At 53.1% G+C, this 23633-nt stretch carries 21 protein-coding genes; 4 read left to right on the top strand and 17 right to left on the bottom strand.

The genetic code is table 11. From position 1 onward, the window contains the following. Positions 1-117 precede the first annotated feature (117 nt). From NST04_RS11520 to NST04_RS11485, 8 genes are all read right to left on the bottom strand, one after another. On the bottom strand, positions 118-876 hold the full coding sequence (locus tag NST04_RS11520) for a tRNA threonylcarbamoyladenosine dehydratase (RefSeq protein ID WP_341184341.1): 759 nt from the start codon (positions 874-876) through the stop codon (positions 118-120). 76 nt (positions 877-952) lie between these two features. Next, on the bottom strand, positions 953-2731 hold the full coding sequence (aspS, locus tag NST04_RS11515; protein WP_341184340.1) for an aspartate--tRNA ligase: 1779 nt from the start codon (positions 2729-2731) through the stop codon (positions 953-955). Between the two features lie 51 nt (positions 2732-2782). Then, the gene (gene hisS, locus NST04_RS11510) at positions 2783-4042 is read right to left on the bottom strand and encodes a histidine--tRNA ligase (protein WP_341184339.1); all 1260 of its coding nucleotides are present in this window, start codon (positions 4040-4042) and stop codon (positions 2783-2785) included. 1036 nt (positions 4043-5078) lie between these two features. Beyond that, positions 5079-5540, bottom strand: coding sequence for a hypothetical protein (locus tag NST04_RS11505; RefSeq protein ID WP_341184338.1), 462 nt, complete (start codon positions 5538-5540; stop codon positions 5079-5081). 59 nt (positions 5541-5599) lie between these two features. Then, on the bottom strand, positions 5600-6106 hold the full coding sequence (locus tag NST04_RS11500) for a type 1 glutamine amidotransferase domain-containing protein (RefSeq protein WP_341184337.1): 507 nt from the start codon (positions 6104-6106) through the stop codon (positions 5600-5602). Positions 6107-6264: 158 nt separating this feature from the next. Then, positions 6265-6420, bottom strand: coding sequence for a hypothetical protein (locus NST04_RS11495; RefSeq protein ID WP_156949513.1), 156 nt, complete (start codon positions 6418-6420; stop codon positions 6265-6267). Between the two features lie 261 nt (positions 6421-6681). After that, the gene (gene dtd, locus NST04_RS11490) at positions 6682-7125 is read right to left on the bottom strand and encodes a D-aminoacyl-tRNA deacylase (protein ID WP_341184336.1); all 444 of its coding nucleotides are present in this window, start codon (positions 7123-7125) and stop codon (positions 6682-6684) included. Between the two features lie 29 nt (positions 7126-7154). Continuing rightward, the gene (locus NST04_RS11485) at positions 7155-9335 is read right to left on the bottom strand and encodes a RelA/SpoT family protein (protein WP_341184335.1); all 2181 of its coding nucleotides are present in this window, start codon (positions 9333-9335) and stop codon (positions 7155-7157) included. A gap of 312 nt (positions 9336-9647) precedes the next feature. Between NST04_RS11485 and uraA the strand changes: the two genes are divergently transcribed. Further along, positions 9648-10958, top strand: a complete 1311-nt coding sequence (gene uraA / locus NST04_RS11480) for a uracil permease (protein ID WP_341184334.1) — start codon at positions 9648-9650, stop codon at positions 10956-10958. A 117-nt stretch (positions 10959-11075) separates the two neighbouring features. On the opposite strand, the gene NST04_RS11475 is transcribed toward uraA, so the two are convergent. The 6 genes from NST04_RS11475 to NST04_RS11450 all read right to left on the bottom strand — a co-directional run bounded on the left by NST04_RS11475 (position 11076) and on the right by NST04_RS11450 (position 17779). After that, positions 11076-11594 carry an adenine phosphoribosyltransferase gene (locus tag NST04_RS11475; RefSeq protein ID WP_341185224.1) on the bottom strand — a complete coding sequence of 173 codons (519 nt, stop codon included), beginning with the start codon at positions 11592-11594 and terminating at the stop codon, positions 11076-11078. A gap of 29 nt (positions 11595-11623) precedes the next feature. After that, positions 11624-14038, bottom strand: a complete 2415-nt coding sequence (gene recJ / locus NST04_RS11470; RefSeq protein ID WP_341184333.1) for a single-stranded-DNA-specific exonuclease RecJ — start codon at positions 14036-14038, stop codon at positions 11624-11626. 29 nt (positions 14039-14067) lie between these two features. After that, the gene (locus NST04_RS11465; RefSeq protein WP_341184332.1) at positions 14068-15033 is read right to left on the bottom strand and encodes a cation diffusion facilitator family transporter; all 966 of its coding nucleotides are present in this window, start codon (positions 15031-15033) and stop codon (positions 14068-14070) included. A gap of 121 nt (positions 15034-15154) precedes the next feature. After that, positions 15155-16051, bottom strand: coding sequence for a protein translocase subunit SecF (gene secF / locus NST04_RS11460; RefSeq protein ID WP_036690539.1), 897 nt, complete (start codon positions 16049-16051; stop codon positions 15155-15157). Then, complete coding sequence (secD, locus tag NST04_RS11455) at positions 16041-17294, bottom strand: protein translocase subunit SecD (protein WP_341184331.1); 1254 nt, start codon at positions 17292-17294, stop codon at positions 16041-16043. The genes secF and secD overlap by 11 nt, the downstream gene beginning before the upstream one ends. A gap of 233 nt (positions 17295-17527) precedes the next feature. Then, positions 17528-17779 carry a post-transcriptional regulator gene (locus tag NST04_RS11450; protein ID WP_036690543.1) on the bottom strand — a complete coding sequence of 84 codons (252 nt, stop codon included), beginning with the start codon at positions 17777-17779 and terminating at the stop codon, positions 17528-17530. Positions 17780-17993: 214 nt separating this feature from the next. Here NST04_RS11450 and spoVB point away from each other — a divergent pair, with 214 nt between their 5' ends. Continuing rightward, the gene (gene spoVB / locus NST04_RS11445; protein ID WP_341184330.1) at positions 17994-19595 is read left to right on the top strand and encodes a stage V sporulation protein B; all 1602 of its coding nucleotides are present in this window, start codon (positions 17994-17996) and stop codon (positions 19593-19595) included. Here spoVB and NST04_RS11440 read toward each other — a convergent pair. Further along, the gene (locus NST04_RS11440; protein WP_341184329.1) at positions 19592-20401 is read right to left on the bottom strand and encodes a DUF421 domain-containing protein; all 810 of its coding nucleotides are present in this window, start codon (positions 20399-20401) and stop codon (positions 19592-19594) included. The two genes, spoVB and NST04_RS11440, sit on opposite strands and share 4 nt — an antisense overlap. A 198-nt stretch (positions 20402-20599) precedes the next feature. Between NST04_RS11440 and NST04_RS11435 the strand changes: the two genes are divergently transcribed. Next, on the top strand, positions 20600-20992 hold the full coding sequence (locus tag NST04_RS11435; RefSeq protein ID WP_341184328.1) for a TIGR04086 family membrane protein: 393 nt from the start codon (positions 20600-20602) through the stop codon (positions 20990-20992). A 114-nt stretch (positions 20993-21106) separates the two neighbouring features. Further along, positions 21107-21931 (top strand): phosphatase PAP2 family protein, encoded by an 825-nt coding sequence (locus NST04_RS11430; protein ID WP_341184327.1) that lies wholly within the window; start codon positions 21107-21109, stop codon positions 21929-21931. A gap of 191 nt (positions 21932-22122) precedes the next feature. On the opposite strand, the gene yajC is transcribed toward NST04_RS11430, so the two are convergent. Together yajC and tgt are read right to left on the bottom strand one after the other, a co-directional pair. Next, positions 22123-22437, bottom strand: a complete 315-nt coding sequence (gene yajC, locus NST04_RS11425; protein ID WP_036732365.1) for a preprotein translocase subunit YajC — start codon at positions 22435-22437, stop codon at positions 22123-22125. 45 nt (positions 22438-22482) lie between these two features. After that, positions 22483-23619 carry a tRNA guanosine(34) transglycosylase Tgt gene (gene tgt / locus NST04_RS11420; RefSeq protein ID WP_341017307.1) on the bottom strand — a complete coding sequence of 379 codons (1137 nt, stop codon included), beginning with the start codon at positions 23617-23619 and terminating at the stop codon, positions 22483-22485. Positions 23620-23633: the final 14 nt, after the last annotated feature.

The following is a 23633-nucleotide window of genomic DNA, read 5'->3' as shown; positions in this document are numbered from 1 at the left end:
AAAGTGCGGCTTTAGCTCCGAAGCCTATTCAGGTACTTTGCGGGGGGCCCCAATACATACCGTAATAAAAGGGCATATAGCCGGAAACCGGCTACACACCCTTTTACCTGATAGAATTCATTCAAATGTAATGCCGCCCGTTGCGAGCAAATCCCGTACCGTTACACTGACCATAATCAGGCCGACTACAGGGGGTACAAAAGAAGTGCTGGCCGGAGGCTGCTTCGCCTTGCGCCGGTCCGGCGCATTCGCAGGCACGATCTGCTCCGTCACATCTTCGCGCGGCTTCACAGGCTTCTCGGTGGAGAAGACCACCTTCACGCCCTTCTTGATGCCTTCCTTGCGCAGTCTGGTGCGGATCACCCGGGCAATCGGGTCCATGGTGGTCTTGGAGATGTCGGCGACCTGGAAGCGGGTCGGGTCCATCTTGTTGGCCGCTCCCATGCTGGAGATCATTGGGATCTTCCGGGCCAGACACTCCTTGATCAGGTGAATCTTATAGATAATCGTATCCGAAGCGTCAATTACATAGTCCAGCTTGTATTTGAACAGTTCCTCATACGTCTCTTCGGTGTAGAACATATTCAGCGCAATCGCTTCGCAGTCCGGGTTGATCAGCTTGATGCGGTCCACCATCAGATCGGTTTTGTTCTGGCCGATGGTCGTGGTCAGCGCATGAAGCTGGCGGTTGATGTTGGTAATATCCACCGAATCCTTATCAATCAGGATAATCCGGCCGATGCCGGTCCGGGCCAGCGCTTCCGCCGCCATGGCGCCGACTCCGCCGATCCCCAGCACAGCCACTGTGCTGTTTTTCATAATCTCCAGGCCCTCCGGCCCGATCGCCAGCTCCGTACGCGAGAACTGATTCAGCATGATGTCAGCCTCCTTGGGCAAGGCTTCCGGGACGTCACTCTGCTCTCCTGGTGCGCCCCGTCAGTCCATAGTTGATTTATTTCTTTTCTTTTTCCGGTTTCGGTGCCAGCTTGATATGCAGCTGCTCCAGCTGTCCGGCATCCACCGGAGACGGGGCATCCATCAGCAGGTCCGTTGCACTTGCCGTCTTAGGGAAGGCAATCGTCTCACGCAGATTCGTGCGGCCTGCCAGCAGCATAATCAGACGGTCGAAGCCGAACGCGATGCCGCCATGCGGAGGCGTGCCGTATTCAAAGGCATCCATCAGATAGCCGAACTTCTCATAAGCCAGCTCCTGCGAGAAGCCTAGGGCATCGAACATTTTCTCCTGAACATCACGCTTGTAGATACGCTGGGAACCGCCGCCCACCTCGTATCCGTTAAGCACGATATCATAGGCTTGAGCACGGATTGCACCGGGATCAGTATCGAAGAGATGCAGGTCTTCATCCATCGGGCGGGTGAACGGGTGATGCTCGGCCACATAACGCTTCTGGTCTTCATCGTAGCCGAGCAGCGGGAATTCCGTTACCCAAGCGAATTTGAACACACTATCATCGATCAGACCAAGCTGACGGCCGATCTTCAGACGCAGGGCGCCAAGTACATCGGCTACCACCTTCTTGGTATCAGCGGAGAAGAGCAGCAGGTCGCCATCCTCGGCACCTGTGCGCTCCTTCACGGCAGCGATTTCTTCCTCGGAGAAGAACTTCACAATCGGTCCCTTGAACTCGCCGTCTTTGACCTGAATCCAGGCCAGACCCTTGGCGCCGTAACGGGCCGCGTATGGTCCAAGATCATCAATCTCCTTACGGGTCCATGTGCCGCAGCCCTTAGCGTTCAGACATTTCACTTCTCCGCCCTTCTCAATCACGGAAGCGAACACCTTCACGCCGCTCTCAGCAACGATATCATTCATCTCTACCAGCTCCAGGCCAAACCGCAGGTCCGGCTTGTCGGAGCCGTATTTGCCGATCGCTTCGGCATACGTCAGACGCTGGAACGGAACAGCAACCTCAACACCGATCGTTTCCTTCAGCAGGCGCTGCATGAGCTTCTCCATCATCGCCAGCAGCTCATCCTGCGGCATGAACGAGGTCTCAATATCGAACTGCGTGAATTCCGGCTGGCGGTCAGCGCGCAGGTCTTCATCGCGGAAGCAACGGGCCATCTGGTAATAACGCTCGATGCCGCCAACCATCAGCAGCTGCTTGTAGATCTGCGGCGATTGCGGAAGCGCGAAGAATTCGCCTTCATGCACACGGCTGGGCACGAGGTAGTCACGTGCGCCTTCCGGCGAGCTTTTGGTCAGGATCGGCGTCTCTACATCGATGAAGCCTTCATTGTCCAGGAAGTCACGGAAAATCTTCGCTGCCTTGGAACGGAGCAGCAGCGTCTTGTGCATCTCCGGACGGCGCAGGTCCAGGTAACGGTATTTCATGCGCAGAGATTCGTCTACTTCCACCCCGTCTTCGATGAAGAATGGAGGCGTCTTGGCCGCATTCAGCACTTCAATATCTGTAATCTGCACTTCGATCTCACCAGTCGGCAGGTTGCGGTTAATGGTCTCCTCATCACGCTTCACCACGGTACCTGTCACGGACAGTACGTATTCACTGCGCACCTTATCGGCAATCTGCAGCGCTTCGCCGGAATAGTCAGGGTTGAAGACAATCTGTACAATCCCTGTACGGTCGCGCAGATCAATGAACAGCACGCCTCCGAGGTCACGGCGGGTCTGTACCCAGCCGTTCAATGTTACGGTCTCACCGATGCTCGCTGTTGTTAATTGTCCACAGTTATGGCTTCTGGTCATCTTTTATCCTACCCCTTCATGATTGAAATTACCTATACTCGCTAAAGTTGCTTAATTCTGAATCAGCGCCTGGGCCAGCTCGTCCAGCTTGACGGTCCGCTGCTCGCCGGTCTCCATCGACTTCAGTGCGATGACGCCGCTATTCAGCTCGTCTTCACCGAGAATCGCCGTATACCGGGCTGACATGCGGTCCGCCGACTTCATCTGCGCCTTCATCTTGCGCCCCAGGTAATCGCGCTCCGCAGAGAAGCCCAGGCTGCGCAGACGGAACAGCTGCTTCGTAATCTCCAGATCTGCTGCTTCGCCAAGTGCAACGAAGTACACATCCAGCGGCTTCGCCGCTTCCAGCTCGACACCCTGATTCTCCAGAATCAGCAGAATCCGCTCCAGGCCAATCCCGAACCCGATACCCGGCTGATCTGGTCCGCCGATCTCCTCGACCAGACCGTTATACCGGCCGCCGCCGCCCACCGTGTCAATGGAGCCAATGCCTGCCGCTTTATACTCAAACGCCGTATGCGTGTAATAATCAAGGCCGCGTACCAGACGGGGGTTGATGCTGTACTCCACACCCATCACATCCAGGTGACCCTTCACCTTCGCAAAATGCTCTGTACACTCTTCATCCAGACTGTCCAGAATAGAAGGCGCTCCGCCGAACTTGTCCTGATCTACCTTGCAGTCCAGCACGCGCAGCGGGTTGCGTTCCATCCGGCGCTGGCAGTCGCTGCACAGGCTCTCTCTCATCGGTCTCAGGAAATCCAGCAGCTTCTCGCGGTAAGCCGCACGGCTCGGCGCATTGCCGACCGAGTTCAGCTCTACCCGCACATCCTTCAGCCCCAGATCAATGTAGAACTGGTACCCCAGCGAGATGACTTCAGCATCAATCGCCGGGTCCACCGCGCCGAAGGCTTCGATGCCGAACTGATGGAACTGGCGGTATCTGCCGGCCTGCGGACGTTCATAACGGAACATCGGTCCGATGTAATACAGCTTGCTGACATCCGGCTCCCCGTATAGCTTGTTCTGGACATACGCGCGTACCACGCCTGCTGTCCCTTCGGGACGAAGCGCCAGATCGCGGTCGCCCTTGTCCTTGAAGGTATACATCTCACCTTCTACAATATCCGTTGTCTCCCCGACTCCGCGCTCGAACAGCCCGGTGTGCTCGAACAGCGGGGTACGGATCTCCCGGTAATTGAAGCGGCGGCACAGCTCTCTTGCCTTGGCCTCCACTACCTGCCATTTCTCTACTGCACCCGGAAGTACATCCTGCGTACCTGTAGGTTTCTCGAATCTTTCTTTAGCCACAGTCTATCCCTCCTGAAAATAACCCCTAAAAACAGCAAAAAATCCCTCATCCCTGTTCAATTACAAACAGGGACGAGGGATTATCATAACCAATAATTCACCCGTGGTACCACCCACATTCCGGGCTCCATGCAACTTGCTCTGCATAAGCTCCGCTCTAAGCGGTTAACGCCCGCCTACGCGCATTCGGCTACTGACTGAAGGCTCTAATGCTGCCTGCGTTCGCCGTGCGTTCTCGGGGAGGTCATTCGTCCGTTCATCAACAGAATCCTTACAGCCGTGCGGATCAGCGGGTGGTGGTCCTCCTTAACTGGACGACAGCCATGATCTGCGGGATTCCTCTCTGGGGTTGTGGGTTACGGATTACTTGGTCCCGTCATCAAAACAATATAAACTTACCTATACTGTTAGATTCTACTGAACCACTGCGCTAAAGTCAAGGATTGAATAAAATAAGCTGCCACGAGCCAGCGTTCCTTCAGCCAAGTGGACTGAAATACCGCTATTAGGGCAAAAACTCCTCATTCTCAGCTTAAGAGCACTCAGATTCCGCTATGCACCTACATATGCCTCGTTATCCGCTCAAATCAGCCTAATAACGGAATGTCAGTCCGCGTCTGCCGCAAAAAAACAGTTTGTGGACAAATAGGCGCTTCTCAGTCCGCTTCACTACTTCACTCTAATGACGCTCCATGTTGCTTGAAATCTCCCCAAAAATAAAAAAGTGACCTGCAGCCGATTGCTGCAGGTCCATCATCATATATTATAAAAAAGGGGGTCATGCTTCTATTATAAACACGCTATATTAAGGAATCATGAATGTAGTGTTACAGTTGCATTACAGAAAAGAAAGCGTTTCACCAAGCCAGCCAAATCCCTGCTGTCATGCTAATCCATAGGTTACACCATCCCCCTGCTCCTGTCTACATCTATCCCGCTGTTTTTCCTTTTATGCTGCATATAAAAACAGCTCCAGCCTCTCCATAACGGAGGGCTGGAGCTGAAATGTATACCGGCAGCGATGCCGCAGTCCTTTTTAATCAAAAATCTCCACATAGGCCTGCTTACCGCGCAGAACCTCTACAACCTCGTTGTAATGATTCTCGGCTACCTTGAGATCCATGACATAATGAAGGTGCTCCAAGTCGCTGCTTGTGAGCGCTTCCCCTCTATGCACTTCGCCCTCCGTACGTACTTCATCCGCACGCACTTCATCCGTACGTTTCAGATCATCATCGGTAACAACGGCCGGGACAATGGCCGCACCGGATCCCATGCCGCTTGCACCTCCGGCAGCGTACACGCCCCCGGCACCGGTTGAAGCGGTATTGGTGGACCCCAGCGGGATCAGAATATTGCGCCGGTTATTTACTCCATTATCCAATGGGTCAGTCAAAGCGGATACCTCAATCCCCTCTACACCGTACGGAATCAATGCTGTCTTGGCGCCTTCCGCTGCACTTTCTGTACTGAAATAGGCCTGGATTCTTTTACTCATTGTAAATCCCTCCCATAAAGTTGTATTATGCCTAACGGGTTATGCATGTATTTCATGTATTACAACACCTTAAGCAGCTCACGCACAAAAGCGGGCTCATCCTTGGGTGTGCGTGAAGTAATGTAATTGCCGTCTACGACGACCTCTTCATCCTTGAACTCCGCGCCGGCATTGATCAGATCATCCTTCAGCGGCGGGTAGGAGGTAAGGGTGCGGCCTTGCAGCAGTTCAGCGCTGATCAGAATCTGCGGGCCGTGGCAGATAGCGGCAATCGGCTTGCCTGCACGGTCAGCATCCTTCACGAATTGCAGAACATCCGGGTCGAGACGAAGATTCTCCGGCGAAGATCCGCCTGGAATGACTATCGCATCATACTCTCCGGCTGTAACCTCGCTGATCGCTTTATCAGCGGTATAAGATACGCTTCCTTGTTTGCCGAGCAGGGTCTCATTTTTCTTCAGACCGATGATTTCTGCCTGATGTCCTGCCTGTAAAACTTCTTCGTAAGGAACCTTCATTTCAGAATCTTCAAAGTCATTGGCGAGCAGAAAAGCTACTTTACTCATGAGATCCATATCTCCTCTCTTGGGTGCTGTCGTCTCGTCAATCTATTACCCTCATTCCCCCGCTTTATAACGAAGCCTAAGCAGTTCCCGTAAATTCTGTTCCGTACCTGCTGCCTCCGCGCTCAAAAAACTCCACTCCCCGTGTACCTTCACTGCGTTCAGGTACGCGGCAAAAGACCTCGGCCCCTCCGCTGAAGCCCCTGCGGCTCCTTCGGGTCCCCGGCTTCCTTGGCTGTCGCTGAAGCTTCGGCCATCGACCCGGCCACATGGGCCTGAATCGTGTTCCACATCCATGCTTTTGGTGCTTGTCTCATTCTGCTTGCTCCCCGCACTTATGAATAATGGTGCATCATTCATAGTCTATCCAGTCAGAGCTGCTGCTATCCCGCTTGGTTAACTCACAGCAAAAAGACCCCACCATGTGGAGTCCCGTGATGTATCTTATCAAGTGGAAACGGCTTTGCCGTCCTTTTAAAGAACGGTACCGTTTCGGCGAGAAATAGAAGGATAAATTATCGTGTGAAACCTATAAATTCTTATATTTACAGTTAAGGCGGCGTCTGCCGCCTGCATTCCTAACCCTTGCTGTCCAGCAGCAGCGTAACCGGTCCCCAGTTGGTCAGGGCGACATCCATCATCGCTCCGAACACGCCGGTCTCTACCTTCAGCCCTCCGGCACGCAGTTCCTGATTGAAGTAGTCGTAGAGCCGCTCTGCCTCCGCAGGAGCCGCTGCCGCCATGAAGTTGGGACGTCTGCCCTTGCGGCAGTCCCCGTACAGCGTGAACTGGGAGACGGACAGGATGGCACCGCCGGCCTCCGTCACACTATGGTTCATTTTACCGGCTGCATCCTCAAAAATCCGTAGTCCGGCAACCTTGTCCGCCAAATACTTGGCATCCTTCTCTGTATCCTCATGGGTGACGCCGACCAGCAGCAGCAGACCCTCTCCAATCGCTCCGGTCACTGTGCCGTCCACCGTCACACTGGAGTTCTTGCAGCGCTGCACAACGACTCTCATCTCATTCTTCAACTCCTTGCCTTAGCCCTCTATTGCATAATGCGGTTAACGGTATATACATCCTTGACCCGCTTCACTTTGTCGACCACAGACTGCAGGTGATCGGTATTGCGGATCAGAATCGTCATATGGATCATCGCCATCTTGTTCTTGTCGGAGCGCCCGGTGACCGCTGAAATATTGGTCTTGCTCTCCGATACCGCCTGCAGCACCTCATTCAGCAGCCCGTTGCGGTCATGGCCGGTAATCTCAATATCGACGCTGTAATTAGCCTCCATACTGCCTTCCCACTCCACTTCGATCACGCGGGCTGCTTCCTCTCCGTCCATCTCATTCGGAAGGTTCGGACAATCCTCACGGTGTACCGATACGCCCCGTCCGCGGGTCACATAGCCGATGATATCGTCACCCGGCACGGGATTACAACATCGTGCGAAGCGCACCAGCAGATTGTCGATCCCCTTGACACGGACCCCGTTGGTCGGCTGGTTGCGCTTCTCTCCGCTGGATTTGATCGCCTTCATCTCGGAGGTAAGCTCCAGATGGCCTGCGGCCTCCTCCTGTTCCTTACGCAGCTTCTCGGTCAGCTTGGAAGCGATCTGAGCGGCGGTAATCCCGCCGAAGCCGACCGCCGACAGCATATCCTCCACATCGTTGAAGGCAAACTTCTTCGCTGCCTCCGACAATTTGTCCTCCGTCAGCCAGTCAGAGACCTCTACGTTCAGGCGCTTCAGCTCGCGTTCGATGGCCTCCCGGCCCTTCTCCACGTTCTCTTCGCGCTTCTCCTTCTTGAACCACTGCTTGATCTTGCTCCGCGCATGCGAGGACTGGGCAATCTTCAGCCAATCGCGGCTCGGACCGTATGAATTCTTCGAGGTCAGAATCTCCACGATATCCCCGGTCTTCAGCTTATGGTCAAGCGGAACAATACGCCCGTTCACTTTGGAGCCGATCGTCCGGTTCCCGACCTCGGTATGGATGCGGAATGCGAAATCCAGCGGCACCGAGCCTGCAGGCAGCTCCACTACCTCACCCTTAGGCGTGAATACGAAGACGAGATCGGAGAAGAAGTCCATTTTGAGCGATTCCACGAACTCTTCGGCATCCTTGGCTTCATGCTGCAGCTCCAGAATCTCGCGGAAGAACGGCATCCGGTTCTCGGGATTGACGTTGTTGCTGCTGCCTTCCTTATACGCCCAGTGGGCGGCGATCCCGAATTCGGCCGTACGGTGCATCTCCCAGGTGCGGATCTGTACCTCCGTGGGCTCTCCTCCCGGACCAACAACGGTTGTATGCAAAGACTGATACATGTTCGCTTTGGGCATAGCAATATAGTCCTTGAAACGGCCAGGCATCGGCTTCCAAAGTGTATGAATAATACCCAAAGTGGCATAACAATCCTTAATATTGTCGACGATAATGCGGATAGCCAGCAGATCATAGATCTCGTTGAACTGCTTGTTCTTCGTGTTCATCTTGTTATAGACACTGTAGATATGCTTCGGGCGTCCCGAGAGATCGCCTTCAATGCCCATTTCATCCAGCTTGGCGCGGATGCGGCCGATTACACTGTCAATGAACTGCTCACGTTCTGCCCGTTTCTTGTGTACAAGATTGGCAATCCGGTAATACTGCTGCGGATTCAGATAACGGAGCGCAATATCCTCCATCTCCCACTTGATCGCAGAGATCCCCAGCCGGTCCGCAATGGGACAAAAGATCTCCAGCGTCTCATAAGAAATCCGGCGCTGACTCTCTTCAGACTGGTATTTGAGCGTACGCATATTGTGCAGACGGTCCGCCAGCTTAATCACGATTACCCGGATATCCTGGGCCATAGCGATGAACATCTTGCGGTAGTTCTCGTTCTGCTGCTCCTCCTTGGACCGGAAGCGGATGCGTTCCAGCTTGGTCAGGCCGTCCACCAGCATGGCGCAGGTATCGCCGAATTGCGTGCGGATCTGCTCCAGGGACACCGTCGTATCTTCCACAACATCATGCAGCAGCGCAGCAATAATGGATATGACATCCATTTGCATATTGACGACAATATCTGCGACCGCGAGCGGATGTAGAATGTATGGCTCCCCCGACTTCCGGACCTGCCCGTGATGAGCCTGATCGGCGAATTCATAAGCTTCACGGATGCGGAGAAGATCTTTTTCTTTTATATAGGCGCCAGCCTTCTCGGTTAATTGCTCTATGCCCATTCTCGTCGTATCCGTTTCCCTTCTATAATAAAATGAACCTGCAAGCATGCAGAATTTGCAGGTTCCATACGTTCCCGGCTGCATTGCGCTCAGGTTAAAGTTGTCTATAATTATGACGCTTACGAGGGATTCCGTCAACACTTGCCATAGCGTGGTATTCTTGTAAGGGAAAGGGGCAAGAAAAGACAATTTTGTGGCACGGGTAAAAATGTTGTTGTAAAAACCCGCCGATCTATTTAATCTAGTAAAGGCGGTTTTTTAAAAGATAAGAATTGTCAAATCAAATTAGATCAGAAAGAGAAGTGAACTCCATTGCAACGCGAAATTCAAATTAACGAAAGACTCCCTTGGGGCCCGGGCTTCCTCCTGAGTCTTCAGCATCTGTTCGCCATGTTCGGCAGCACTGTGCTTGTTCCCAACCTGTTCGGGGTAGATCCCGGCATGATCCTGCTGATGAACGGTATCGGCACCTTGCTCTACATTCTGATCTGCCGCGGCAAAATCCCCGCCTATTTGGGTTCAAGCTTTGCCTTCATCTCTCCGGTGCTGCTTGTGTTGAAAGATCATGCCGGCGATCATGAGCGCGGATATTCGCTTGCACTGGGTGCTTTTATCGTGACTGGTGTTATATTCATTCTTGTGGCCTTAATTGTACGTTATGCCGGTACCGGTTGGATTGATATTGTATTCCCTCCTGCAGTCATGGGAGCAATCGTTGCCACAATCGGACTGGAGCTTGTGCCTGTAGCCGCACGGATGGCCGGACTGATTGCTCCTGATGGTGTGGCTACCGCAGACTGGACGCCTGACGGCAAAGCGATAACCCTGTCGCTCGTCACGCTCGGTGTTACCGTGCTCGGCTCCGTGCTGTTCCGCGGCTTCCCCAAAATCATTCACATTCTCATCGGTATCGTGACCGGTTATGTACTCGCTTATATAATGGGTGAGGTGAACACTGGTGCTATCTCTCAAGCAAGCTTCCTCTCGCATCCAACAATCATTACCCCATCCTTCAACTGGCAGGTCATTCTGACTATTATTCCTGTATCGCTTGTGGTCATTGTTGAGCATATCGGCCATTTGCTGGTGACCAGCAATATCGTCGGCAAGGATCTGACTAAGGACCCGGGACTGGACCGCTCACTGATGGGTAACGGGATTTCAACTGTTCTCTCAGGGTTCCTCGGGTCTACACCTAATACCACTTATGGTGAGAATATCGGCGTAATGGCTCTGACCAAGGTGTACTCGGTATATGTTATCGCGGGGGCTGCTGTAATCGCCATTGTACTGTCGTTCTCCGGAACGTTCTCCTCAGTCATTGCTAACATTCCGCTGCCGGTCATGGGCGGTGTCTCCCTGCTGCTGTTCGGGGTTATTGCGGCGTCAGGCCTGCGTATCTTCGTTGAACAGAAGGTCGATTTCTCCAAAGCCACCAACATGATTCTGGCGACGCTCGTCCTGGTTGTCGGCATCAGCGGCATTTCGCTGAAGCTCGGCGGTGTAGAGCTGAAAGGGATGGCACTGGCGACTATCGTCGGTATGGTCCTCGCCCTGCTCTTCAAGCTGATCGAGGTTCTGGGCCTGTCCAATGAACAGGAAGCTGACAAATCGGCACATTAAGTGACTCACATCTTTTATTGTCCACCCACTTCAACCTGTAACAAAAAAACGGACTGCTGTCTTCATTCGACAGCAGTCCGCTTTTTATTTCCCGGGAAAAGTTGCCGGGCACGGAGATTAATCCTCGTAAGTCAACAAGGTAACTACTTCAATATCCGACAGCTTGTCCCGTCCGGACAGGGCTGTCAATTCGATCAGGAATGCAGCGCCGACCACCTGGCCGCCAAGCTGCTCTACCAGGTTAACAGAAGTAGCAATCGTTCCGCCTGTAGCCAGCAGATCATCTGCAATGAGCACCTTCTGGCCGGGCTTGATCGCATCGGTATGCACAGCGAGGGTATCCTTGCCGTATTCCAGATCATAGCCTACTTCGATTGTCTCATAAGGAAGCTTGCCGCTTTTACGGATTGGCACGAAGCCAACCCCAAGCGCGTAGGCCAGCGGCGCGCCCACTACAAAGCCGCGCGCCTCCGGTCCGGCAATGACGTCGATCTCCAGGTGGGCCACCAGAGCCTTAAGCTCATCGATGGCTGCACGGTACGCAGCGCCGTCCTTGAGCAGCGTGGTAATATCTTTGAAGCTGATTCCCGCCTGGGGGAAATCCGGAATTACGCGAATATTGTCTTTGAAATCCAACATCATCATCTCCTAAAAGTAAGCGGGAATCACCCCGCTGAAGTTACTTGAACCAATGACCGTGACAGCATGAACTCCTGCAATTCACTGCGGCTGCCTTCCATGAAATACTGCTCCATCTCCGCCGTCTTGCCCAGTCTGACGAAATGCTCTGATGAGCTCAGACTCTTGGCGGCAGGCTGCGGGACAAAGGTGATTGTGCCGCCGCTGCGCTCAATGAAGTCAAGCTCATCGAACACATCCAGCATTCTGCTCACCATACGCACACCAAGCGCCGACTGGCGGCTAAGCCGCAGCAGCACTTCATGCTCAGGAGTTGGAGATGCAGCGATTGCGGCGATCCATTTATATAACGATTTGAAATGATCACGGGTCGGCACCTGCAGCCGGTCACGCCCGTCACGGATCGAATGCAGCAGGGCAATGTTCTCCGCTCGGGGAAAAGCAGTAAACAGCGCTTCCAGCTGTTCCGGGGACTCGGGCATATCCAGCACACAGAGCAGCGACAGTCCCTCTTCATCATGCGCGCCTTCCGGCTGATGTACAGCAGAGATCCCGGCAGACTCATCGTATACCCAGAGGGACATGCCCTTAAGATCACGCAGCGGCGTCGTCCGGCTGTTCTGGAAGACCGCAGCACTCCGGCCCGGATGGCTGCCGCTATAGGTGCGGAGCAGCTCCTGAATATGCGCCGCCTGCTTGACAGCATCAGCTGCGCCGCGCAGATCGAACAGTTGCGCCTTCGGCACCGCCAGATCCTGCAGCATCAGCTGGGGCTTGCGCGAGCCGTTCCATTCATTGACGGACAGCTCTGCCAGTACATCCACGACTGTTCCGTCCGGAAGCAGCTCTGCCAGCGGACCCTTGCCGAAGGCTACAGCTTCAATCGTCAGCTTGTCCTGCTGGAGCACAAGCTTCAGGTGCTTGCCCTCCTGGCCCATCTTCCGGGTCTCCTTCACAACCGCTTCGCGCAGAATGAATCTCGGCAGCGGATTGGCCATGCCAAACGGGGCAAGCCGCTCCAGCTCAAGCGCAGCCTGGAGAGTCAGATCGGCAATGGAGACCTCGCCGTCCGCAGCTGTAACAGCTACGAAGTCCTCCGGTGTCAGAATAGACGCAGCATAGCTGTTCAGCGCCGCATCGAAGGCTTCCAGCTTATCCTGCGGCAGACTCATCCCCGCCGCAGCCGGATGTCCTCCGAAGTGGTCCATCAGTCCGGCGCATGAGGATAAGGCTGCATAGATATCCAGGCCCGGAATAGAGCGGGCAGAGCCCTTGCACATCCCGGTCTCCGGATGAATGTCCAGAATAATGACCGGACGGTAATACCGCTCCAGCAGCTTGGAGGCCACAATGCCGACTACGCCGACATTCCAGCCCTGGTCCGCCAGCACAATAATATCCGGCAGTCCGCTCCGGCTGATTCTCTCCTCCAGCTTGGCGGTGGCTTCAGTGACAATTCGCTCCACAACCAGCTGGCGTTCCTTGTTCAGCAGATCCAGCTCACCGGCAAATTGCTCAGCTTCTGCCGAATCTTCCGTGGTCAGCAGTGTAACCGCCCGGCCAGCATGATCCAGTCTTCCGCTGGCATTAATACGCGGAGCCATCCCGAAGGCGATATTCACCGCACTGACGGTGTTCATCGCAATACCGCCCACCGAGAGCAGCGCCCGGATGCCCGGGAAGGATGAATTCCGCATGCTGCTGAGGCCTCTGCGCACCAGACTGCGGTTCTCGCCCAGCAGCGGCATCAGGTCAGCTACGGTGCCGATGGCGGCAATCTCACACCATTCCTCCGGCACTTCGCTGCCCAGGAGCGCTTCAGCCAGTTTGTAAGCCACCCCCACTCCAGCCAGACCCTTGAACGGATACGGGCAGTCAGGCAGCTTCGGGTTAATCAGGGCATACGCCTCCGGCAGCAGCTCAGGCGGCTCATGATGGTCCGTGACAATAACATCAATGCCCAGCTCCGAGGCATAGGCAATCTGATGATAGGCACTGATACCAGTATCAACCGTAATGACGAGAGATACACCCTGCTGGACCGCCCAGTCCAGCGCATGATTATGCAGTCCATAGCCTTCATTGGACCGATGGGGAATATAAATGTCAAAGGAGGCGCCGAGATGACGCAGCAGGTAGATCATCAGCGCTGTGCTGGATACCCCGTCTGCGTCATAATCACCGTACACCAGAATATGCTCTTCCTCCTGCAGTGCCTTCTGTATCCGCGGCACCGCTTCAGCCATTCCTTTAAGCAGGAATGGATCATGTCTATCTTCCGCTCCTGAATCCATGAATACGCGCGCCTTGTCAGCGGTATCCATACCTCTTTGCACCAGCAGTGAAGAAAGGAGCGGAGAAATAGAAAGGCTCCGGGCCAGTTCCTGAATACGCTCGGAATCGGCTGCCGGAGATTGCCAGCTTGTTTTTGAATGAAGCAATACAGCTCACCTTTCTCTCACCTTGCAGACTACTGAAGCAGCGTGGGAATATCGTTGTCCACGAGCTCGTGATTGCTTTTATAAGGATAACCCGGATCATACGGCACAACATCCATATGAACCTCACCAACATGAACGAACCGGTGCTGAAGCAGCTTCCTTGCACATTCCGAAATATCCTGTGCTTCCATCACGCTGATCCGCGGATTCACACTAATCTTTACATGCAGATTCACATAGTCGCCTTCCTCAAGCGCCCGGAGCTGCTCCACCCGGATGACTCCGTGTACCCGCTGAACCGTCTCAATGAAGCTGGCTGCTTCCTCGGAAGGAAGCTCCTGAATCTTCTTACTGTACACAGAGGAAGCAATTAATGAATAGCCTTTGCGGAGAATCAGACATCCGGTCAGCAGAGCTGCAATGGGGTCCATGTAGAGCAGAGGATGCCAGTTCAAGTATCCTCCAGTTATGGCCAGGGCAATTCCGATAAATACAGTTATAGACGTATAGAGGCTGAACCGGTGGCTATCGGCATAAGCTGCATGACTGCCGTCACCCTTTTTTTTGAAATAACGGTACTGGTATTGAAATACAGCCTCTTTGAACACAATGCACAGCAGGACAGCAACAAGCGCTGACTCCTCCGGTGCCGACAGATGTCCCCTTGTCAAATCACGGATAGCCGAGAAAGCAACCTGCAGCCCGCCCATAATAATCAGCACAGAGAACAGAATAGCCGCCATGGGCTCCTTGCTTCCTTGTACAGTACGGCCACGTTCGGCTGCGCCTGTAGTCTTGTGACTCTGCTTCAGGTTCCACGGAATCACCCCCGCCAGTCTGGCAGCGGCATCTGCTCCCGAATAAATTGCATCCCCCAACAATGCTTTGCTGCCTGACAGATAACCGATACTTCCCTTGGCTACAGCAAGCAGAACATCACTAAGGATTCCGGTCCAGGCAACAGTTTGTTTCCGGGGTAATGGTTTGTCATTCATAACGAGGCCCTCCTTACCACTAGCAGGTAAACTCATGATGATGAAATCAAGCAAGACGCCCTAACCCGAAGATTCCGAAAAGCCGCGTCGCTACAGACGCGGCTTACAGAACAAGCGGGTGTTAGACTTTGGCCGGGGTCTTAGCCGGCTTCTGGCGCTTCTTCAGGAGCAGCCAGAGCGGACTTGCGATGAAGATCGATGAATAGGCTCCGAAGAGCAGACCGATAACCATGGCCAGCGAGAACATGCGGATCGACTCGCCGCCCATAATCAGCAGGAAGAACGCGGCGATAAATACGGTGAAGGCTGTATAAAGAGAACGCATGAGTGTCTGCATTACACTTTTGTTAACCAGGTGCTTCAGGTCCTCATACGACTTCTGTTTACCGAAGCGCAGATTCTCGCGTATCCGGTCAAAGATAACGATCGTATCGTTAATCGAGTAACCGATAATGGTCAGCACCGCGACAATGAAGGTAATGTCAACCTCCAGACGGAAGATCGAGAAGATCGCCACTACCATGAATGCGTCATGGAGCAGCGCCACAATGGAAGCCAACGCGAAACGCCATTCAAACCGGATACTAACATAAATGATAATCCCGATACTGGCAAGCAGCACAGAATAAATCGCATTCCGGGCCAGCTCCTTGGCCATTTCGGTATCTACGGTGTTGATCTCAAAAGACGCCTTCTCATCAATCTTGTTGATTGACTTCTTGAGGGTCTCGCTCTGTGTATCACTCAGCTCTTGATCATAACGGATGTTGACCCGCTTGTCGCCGATGGTAATCGTCGGCTCATGCCCAATGCCTGCATCCTTTAGAGCCGGCTGAAGCTCAGCCAGCGTGACACTCTTCGAGAGCGACACGTCCACATTGGAACCAGCCTTGAAGTCAACGCTGTAATTCAGGCCGAAGGTCGCCAGAAAGATCAGACCAGCTACAGTAATGGCGATCGAGAAGATATAGAAAAATTTACTTAAATGTACGAAGTCAAGCTCTTTCTTAAAGCGCACTGATGTCACTCTCCTTTACCCCAAATTGCTTCGGCTTCTTGAGTGCGCCGGCTTTAACCAGCACAGTCAGCATCCAGTGGGCAAAATAAAGGTTTGTTACGATACTTAGTACAATTTCCACGATCAGAATCAGTGCGAAGCCTTTGACCGCACCAGTACCGAAGGCGAACATGACAGCCGCTACGATAATAGTGGTTACATTCGCATCCATAACTGTACGGAAGGAGGTCTTGTTCCCTGCTTTGACGGAAGACATAATGCCCTTCCCGCTGCGCATCTCTTCCCTGATCCGTTCATTGGTAATGATATTGGCATCGACGGCCATCCCTATACCGAGAATGAACGCGGCGATCCCGGGAAGGGTCAGCGTAAAGTCCGCCAGGACAAATACCAGAATCAGCAGCCAGGTGTGCAGGATCAGCGCGAAGCTGGCCAGTACGCCCGGAAGACGGTACATAAGCAGCATGAAAATCAAAATAATCACAGAACCGACAATACCGGCTCTGACAGTCTCATCCAGGGATTGCTTACCCAGTGTAGCCCCTACGCTCTGGGAATATTTCTCTGTCAGCTTCAGCGGCAAAGCACCGAGGTTGATCGTATCGGCAATCTCACGGGCTTCATCCAGCGTATATCCTCCGGAGATCGAAGCCTTACCATCGGTCAGCACAGCTCGTACCGTCGGAGGCGCAGATAACAGGTTCTCATCCAGATAGATAGCAAGTTCCTTACCCAGCAGACGCTCGGTAATCTCTGCGAATTTCTTCTTGTCTTTGATCGAGATGCTGATTTCGGGACGGTTCAGACTGTCGCGTTGAACCTCTGCCGCACCTTCCACGAAGTCACTGCCTACAAGCTCAATCTTACTGAATACTCCGGGAGCATCCCCTTCCTTGGCACTGCGGAAGGTGAGAACTGCGGGTTCTTTCATTTTCTTGCGGACCTCTGCTTCGTCGGTAACACCTGCGATCTTCAGACGGATGCGGTCCGTACCTTCGGTGGTCACCTCAGGCTCGCTGGTTCCGAGTGCATTCGCCCGCTTCTCCAGGCTCTCTGCAGTCTTCTGCAGCGAAGCGCGGGTCAGAGTTCCTCCCGTATCCATTGGCTCGGCGTGGTACAGAATTTCGAATCCGCCCTTAAGGTCAAGACCCAGACGGACTCTGTCCAGCAGCCCGGGAGTAGTAAATACCATGACGCCGGTTAGAACGACCACGGTAATGATAAAGCTCAACATTCTCTTCATGCTCTAGCTAGTTCCCCTTTCATTACTTCAATATTCCTATTATAGCTACGTGCGAAATGACCGTCAATTCATAAGGAATGACGGTGTCTTGATTCACACAAAGAAACGGCAGGTTCTGCTGCACAGCGAGGATACCTCCGTTTGATAGGACAAGTCTGAACACTCTGTACTTACTTTACTGCTTCGCGTACCCGTTTGCAAAAGAAAATCGTTCCTTTTGACAAATCCCCCCGTTAATTCAATCCCCGGTAGGCCGCCAAGGTCAGATAAGTCATATAACTGCCTGACTTGAGCGAATAGATGTCATTGACCAGCCTGTGCAGGGGAGGTCTCCCCTCCTTGGCATAATTGCGGCTGATGCAATCCCAAATATCCTTACCGGTCACATATTCATAGCCGAGGAGCCGGAATTCCTCCGCTTTGCTGATGCACATGGCTTCGATATCTTCACTAAGCTCGTCATATCTCCATTGTTCCGATTCCACGTGCAGGCACCTCCAAAGATTCCTCAATTACGTATGCTCAGTGGTACGTATTCGACCCTGCGCTCATACTTTCCTGCTTTCGGCCAAAAAACTTGTCTATGGAATGCTTGTCATGCAGCGCACCTGTACCGGCATATCCTTATACAAGCCTTGCTTGATTATGGCGGTAATTCACTTGCAGTTTCATCTCATATGTAGGAAGAAGGAGTGCCCTGTGAGGAAACAGACCTTTATACAAGGAACGATCATCCTGCTGCTCGCCGGTATCATTAACCGGATGCTTGGCTTCATTCCCCGGATTGCCCTGCCCCGGATCATCGGCGCTGAAGGGGTGGGTCTGTATCAGCTTGGATACCCGTTTTTCATTGTGCTTATTACGGTAATTACGGGAGGAATCCCGCTGGCCATTGCCAAACTGGTTGCAGAAGCCGAAGGGGAGAACCGCCCGGAGCAGTCCCGCAAAATTCTGCAAACCGGCCTTGCCCTCAGCCTGTCGCTGGGCATTGTGTTCACCTTCGTCGCCCTGTTCAGCGCCTCCTGGGTATCCAGCGTTCTCCTGACGGACCGGCGTGTCTATTACACCTTCGTCAGCATGACCCCCATGATCGCCATCGTCGCCGTCTCATCCATCTACCGGGGATACTTTCAAGGCAGACAGAACATGATTCCCTCGGCCTTCTCCTCCGTGCTGGAATCGGTCATCCGGATCTTCTTCATGCTGTGGTTCTCCTGGATGCTGCTGCCGAAGGGAATCGCCTTTGCCGCTGCGGGTGCGATGCTGGGTGTAACCGTGGGGGAGATCGCCGGAATGCTGGCCCTGCTGGGGCAATATTATTTTAACGACAAAAAAGACAGGTCTGAACCCCCGCCTTCCGTAGATGTGACTGTTCAGAATACACAAGGCAATGCCGGACGCGAGCCTGGGCAGACAACTACACCTGTATTTAAGCGTCTGATCGGTATTTCAATACCGGTTACCGCCGGACGACTGATCGGCTCATTCTCTTACCTTCTGGAATCCATTATTACCGTGCGCAGCCTCGCGCTTGCCGGAATCGCAGCCGCCGCCGCAACCGCACAATATGGTTCCTTGCAGGGAATGGTGATTCCGCTGCTGCTGCTGCCGGGTGTGCTAAGCTCCTCGCTGGCCGTCTCCCTCGTCCCTTCCTTATCCGAGGCCGCCGCCCGCAACGATTTGCCCACGATTCACAAAAGAATGCACCAGGCCCTGCGGCTCGCCATGGTGACCGGTGCCCCGTTTGCTGCCGTTATGTATATTCTTGCCGTACCGCTCTGTACACTAATGTACGGCAATGCGGCGGATACAGCCCCTATGCTTAGAATGATGGCTCCGTTCGCAGTATTCCTCTACGTGCAGGCCCCGCTGCAAGCAGCCCTTCAGGCTATGGACCGGCCGGGCAAGGCACTGATCAATACGCTGATAGGAGCTATAGTCAAAATCCTGCTGATTCTCCTGCTGGCCTCCCGCCCCGAATACGGCATTCTGGGCGCTATCATCGCCATTATGGTTAACAGCCTGCTTGTCACGCTTCTGCACGGCTACAGTGTGGTCAAGCTGACCGCCATGTCCCTACGCTGGTCGGACCCGCTCAAAATCCTGGCCGCTACGGTCATCATGGCCGCCGGAATGTCGTATGTCTATACGTCTGTTCCAATCTCACAGTCGCAGTGGATACAATTCCTGGCCGCTGGTACTTGTGGTATGGCCATCTATCTAAGCATCTGCCTGTTATCCGGGCTGATCTCCAGACGCGACCTGGAACGGGTGCCCTTTTTCAGACGCTGGCGCAGTTAGGTCTGCTTCCCTTTATCCGGATTGATCGGGGCAATATAGAGCTCCCCCTTATGGTCCACGGAGCACAGGAAGACATCCCGGAAATCAGAGACCCCCTTCTGCCGGATCTGCGTTCTTAGCCAGAAGCGGTTCTTGCCGATCATCTCCAGATTGCTGTCCTGCACCTTCCCGTCCATAATCAGGGGAATCGGCAGCCCTTCATAACGGATCTTATGCTTCGGCAGCTTCACGGAAGCAGAGTCACCGCCGGATGATTCAGCATCGCCGGATTCCTTCTGGCTATCTCCGTTCTTCTCCTTCCGCTCTGCGCCGGAGCTGCTGTTGCCCGACTGATTGGATGAAGTGACGTTGGCATTCTTCTCAATTACGGTTAACTGCCCGCTTGTCTCCAGGATCGCGAACTCCACATCAGCCGGACTGACAATATTCTGCCCGCGGAGCTGCAATAGCAAATCATCAATATTATACCGCTGCCTGCGCATCTCGCCCCGGTGAATCTTCCCGTCCGAAATCAGGATGCTGGGTCTGCCATCCACCAATAAACGCAGCTTCCGGCTCTTCAGACTGAGCTGTGCGACGATAACCTGAATCAGCACCAGGGTCGCCATAGGCACAATACCATCATAGATGGGGCGCTCGATATCCTCAATTACAAAGACACCGATTTCGGCAATCATGATGGAAATGGTCAGGTCAAATACAGACAGCTTGCCGATTTCACGTTTGCCCATGATGCGCATGCTCAGGAAAATGAAGATATACATCAGCACGGTCAGAAAGACATGGGTCGTAATATGCTGGAACATATTCTCTTCGCTCCCCTTCCGCTACTCCCCCGAAGAGGGATTAATGTACCCCTATTCTGACCTGACCGTAAGGGGAACATTCGGAAAACGGCTGCTTAATTACTGGTAAAAGTCATACCGCCTATTCTTGTACTATTGGGGCAAGCCTCCCCATACAATAATTAGTATCCGGTTAACAAACTTTTAGGGGGTTTTACCATGTCTCTGATCAGGCGTCTATTCTCATGGAAAATATCTAGTCCGGTATTATCGGGTTTAATCCGCTCGTTCCTGTGGATGATGCTGGGTGCGTTCATCCTCTCCCTCCTGCTCTGGGGCAGCGGACTGCAGGAACAGGACCTCACTATGTACACCTATATTGTGCACGGCGTCGCTGCCGCATTCGGAGGCCTGACCGCAGGCAGCAGAGCCGTCCGCAGAGGCTGGTACCAAGGAGGACTCACAGGCATGTTATACGGACTGGCTGTGCTCCTGATCGGATTTCTCGCGCTTGACAGTTCACCCGGAGGAATGGACTTCCTGTGGGTTCTGGCGGCTGCAGGCATCAGCGCACTCGGAGGAATGTTTGGAGTTAATTTACAGAAATCCTAATTAATATAATTTTCGAAAATTGAAACCTTCCCTTGAAAATATGGTACACTACCTATGTCTGACTTCATATGAGCGATTATCAAGGAGGCTTCGAATGCTTTGCTGTATCAGTCCATGAATCTTGTAGTTGTATATACCGTTGCCATTGTTGTGATCTTAATCTGGATCGGCGCACGGCGCAATCCGCTGATGGCCTTAGTTGAAATCGGGAGAGAGCTGCTGAGGTCCTATAAATTCGCTCTCATTATTATAGGAATGTTCAGCATTCTTGCCCTGAATAAATATGAGCTGCAGATCGAAGAGAAGATGCGGTTGACCGCAGATTACACAGGTTTTGTATTTGGCCTGGAGGGGCATTTCGTCCGGATGGTTCAAGAGCTGTTCTACGCACCTTGGCTGACCCCGGTTATTGTCTTCTTCTATATCTTCATGCTGCAAGCCGTGCTGGCGGCCTCGCTCGGGATCTATCTGCTGGACAAAAACCGTGTGATCCTCTATGCGACCTGCTACACCATTATTTTAACCTATGCTATCGCTATTCCGTTCTATCTGTACTTTCCGGTTAACGAGGTATGGTCCTATGCGCCTGCCGGGGTCCGATTCATCATGCTCGACGTTTTCCCGAAGTTTGAACAGGAATACCGGCCGCTATCCGGCCTCAATAACTGCTTCCCGAGCCTGCATACCGCTATCTCCGTATCCATGGCTCTGCTCGCTTACCGTTCCGGCAACCGCCGCTGGATGGTGATCAGTACAATCTCAGCCGTTATTATCGTATTTGGAATCTTCTATCTCGGCATTCACTGGCTGACCGACATGATTGGCGGCACCTTGCTGGCTGTGCTGTCTACGGCTATCGCCGTACCGCTTGCCAAGCTCACCCTGCGCAGCGGGGAACAAGGCTTGAGAGTGCGGGGCCGGGTTACCAACACACGGTAATGCAATCATTTCAGCACTTGAAAAGCATACAAGTAGAAACGGCTTTGCCATCCTTTTAAAGGATGGTACCGTTTCAGCGAGAAATAGAAGGATAATGTACAGTGTGAACCATAAAAATTCATGTATTTAAAAAAAATCGGCGTATCTCCTAAGAGATACGCCGATTTTTATGTAAGTTAGCAGAGAGACTATTACATCTTGTCTTCTACTTCCACAACCGCGTGACTGATCGAACCCCGGTCAAATGTCAATCGGGTCACATCATTAACCCGCAGAATAACGATGTCATCCGAAATCTCCATGATCGTTCCGTGCAGACCGCCGATGGTAACTACCTTATCGCCCTTCTTCAGCGCTTTGAGCATTCCGTTGCGTGCCTTGGTCTTCTTCTGCTGCGGACGAATCAACAGGAAGTAGAACACGACAAACATCAGTACAAAAGGACCTACAAGACCCAGAATACTGCCTCCGCCGCCTGTACCTGCTGCCATATAAAACTGTGACATATCATTTCCCCCCTTTCAAGAATAAACATGAACACTCCGTACGCTCTAGAAGCCTTTTAGATTATCATATAATCCGTATTGTGCAAAAAACTCATCGCGAAAATCAAGCAGCCGATCTTCCATGATGGCTTCACGCACTTTACGCATCAATTCCAGCAGGAAGTGTAAGTTATGGTACGTTGTCAGCCGCAAGCCGAAGGTTTCATCGGCCTTAATCAGATGACGCAGATAAGCACGGGAATAGTTCCGGCAGGTGTAGCAGGTACACTCCGGGTCCAGCGGCCCGAAATCACGGGCATACTGGGCGTTACGCACGACGAGTCTCCCCTGACTGGTCATGGTTGTTCCATTACGGGCAATACGGGTAGGCAGAACACAGTCGAACATGTCTATTCCGCGGATTGACCCTTCCAGCAGCGCATCCGGTGAACCAACGCCCATCAAATAGCGCGGTTTCCCTTGCGGCAGCAGCGGAACCGTGTAATCCAGCACTTCATACATAAGCTGCTTGGACTCTCCGACGCTGAGTCCCCCAATAGCATACCCCGGGAAATCCATGGAAGTCAAATCAGCCGCGCTCTGCCGGCGGAGATCCTCATGCATGCCTCCCTGTACGATAGCGAACAGTCCCTGGTCATTCGGACGGGCATGACTTTTGAGGCAGCGTTCGGCCCAGCGAGTAGTGCGTTCAAGCGATTTCTTCACATACTCATATTCTGCCGGATAAGGCGGGCATTCATCGAAGGCCATCATAATATCGGAACCGAGCGCATTCTGGACCTCCATAGCGACTTCGGGAGACAGAAACTTCTTGTCCCCGTTCAGATGGGAGCGGAAATGAACCCCTTCTTCGGTGATCTTACGCATATCGCTCAGGGAGAATACCTGAAAGCCGCCGCTGTCAGTCAGGATCGGGCGGTCCCAGTTCATGAACTTATGCAGGCCGCCCGCTTCGCCGATAATCTCATGACCCGGACGAAGGAACAGATGGTACGTATTGCTCAGAATAATCTGCGCTTCCATCTGCTTAAGCTCTTCAGGACTCATCGTCTTGACAGTAGCCTGGGTGCCCACCGGCATGAAGGTTGGTGTCTCAATAATTCCGTGCGGGGTATGGACTCTTCCGAGCCGTGCTCCGGATTGCTTACATGTCTTAATGTGTTCGTAAGTGATGGCTGCCATTAGTTTAACCCTTC

Origin of the sequence: Paenibacillus sp. FSL H7-0756, from assembly GCF_038006765.1 — a bacterium.
Lineage (GTDB): Bacteria > Bacillota > Bacilli > Paenibacillales > Paenibacillaceae > Paenibacillus_AQ.
This window is presented reverse-complemented; position numbering and strand designations above follow the sequence as displayed.

Excerpts from the sequence above, each read along its gene's own strand:
- NST04_RS11520 (WP_341184341.1), bottom strand. The coding sequence starts at position 876 with ATGCTGAATCAGTTCTCGCGTACGGAGCTGGCGATCGGGCCGGAGGGC.
- aspS (WP_341184340.1), bottom strand. The coding sequence starts at position 2,731 with ATGACCAGAAGCCATAACTGTGGACAATTAACAACAGCGAGCATCGGT.
- NST04_RS11505 (WP_341184338.1), bottom strand. The coding sequence starts at position 5,540 with ATGAGTAAAAGAATCCAGGCCTATTTCAGTACAGAAAGTGCAGCGGAA.
- NST04_RS11500 (WP_341184337.1), bottom strand. The coding sequence starts at position 6,106 with ATGAGTAAAGTAGCTTTTCTGCTCGCCAATGACTTTGAAGATTCTGAA.
- NST04_RS11495 (WP_156949513.1), bottom strand. The coding sequence starts at position 6,420 with ATGAGACAAGCACCAAAAGCATGGATGTGGAACACGATTCAGGCCCAT.
- dtd (WP_341184336.1), bottom strand. The coding sequence starts at position 7,125 with ATGAGAGTCGTTGTGCAGCGCTGCAAGAACTCCAGTGTGACGGTGGAC.
- NST04_RS11485 (WP_341184335.1), bottom strand. The coding sequence starts at position 9,335 with ATGGGCATAGAGCAATTAACCGAGAAGGCTGGCGCCTATATAAAAGAA.
- NST04_RS11465 (WP_341184332.1), bottom strand. The coding sequence starts at position 15,033 with ATGAATGACAAACCATTACCCCGGAAACAAACTGTTGCCTGGACCGGA.
- secD (WP_341184331.1), bottom strand. The coding sequence starts at position 17,294 with ATGAAGAGAATGTTGAGCTTTATCATTACCGTGGTCGTTCTAACCGGC.
- NST04_RS11440 (WP_341184329.1), bottom strand. The coding sequence starts at position 20,401 with ATGTTCCAGCATATTACGACCCATGTCTTTCTGACCGTGCTGATGTAT.
- NST04_RS11435 (WP_341184328.1), top strand. The coding sequence starts at position 20,600 with ATGTCTCTGATCAGGCGTCTATTCTCATGGAAAATATCTAGTCCGGTA.
- NST04_RS11430 (WP_341184327.1), top strand. The coding sequence starts at position 21,107 with ATGAATCTTGTAGTTGTATATACCGTTGCCATTGTTGTGATCTTAATC.
- yajC (WP_036732365.1), bottom strand. The coding sequence starts at position 22,437 with ATGTCACAGTTTTATATGGCAGCAGGTACAGGCGGCGGAGGCAGTATT.
- tgt (WP_341017307.1), bottom strand. The coding sequence starts at position 23,619 with ATGGCAGCCATCACTTACGAACACATTAAGACATGTAAGCAATCCGGA.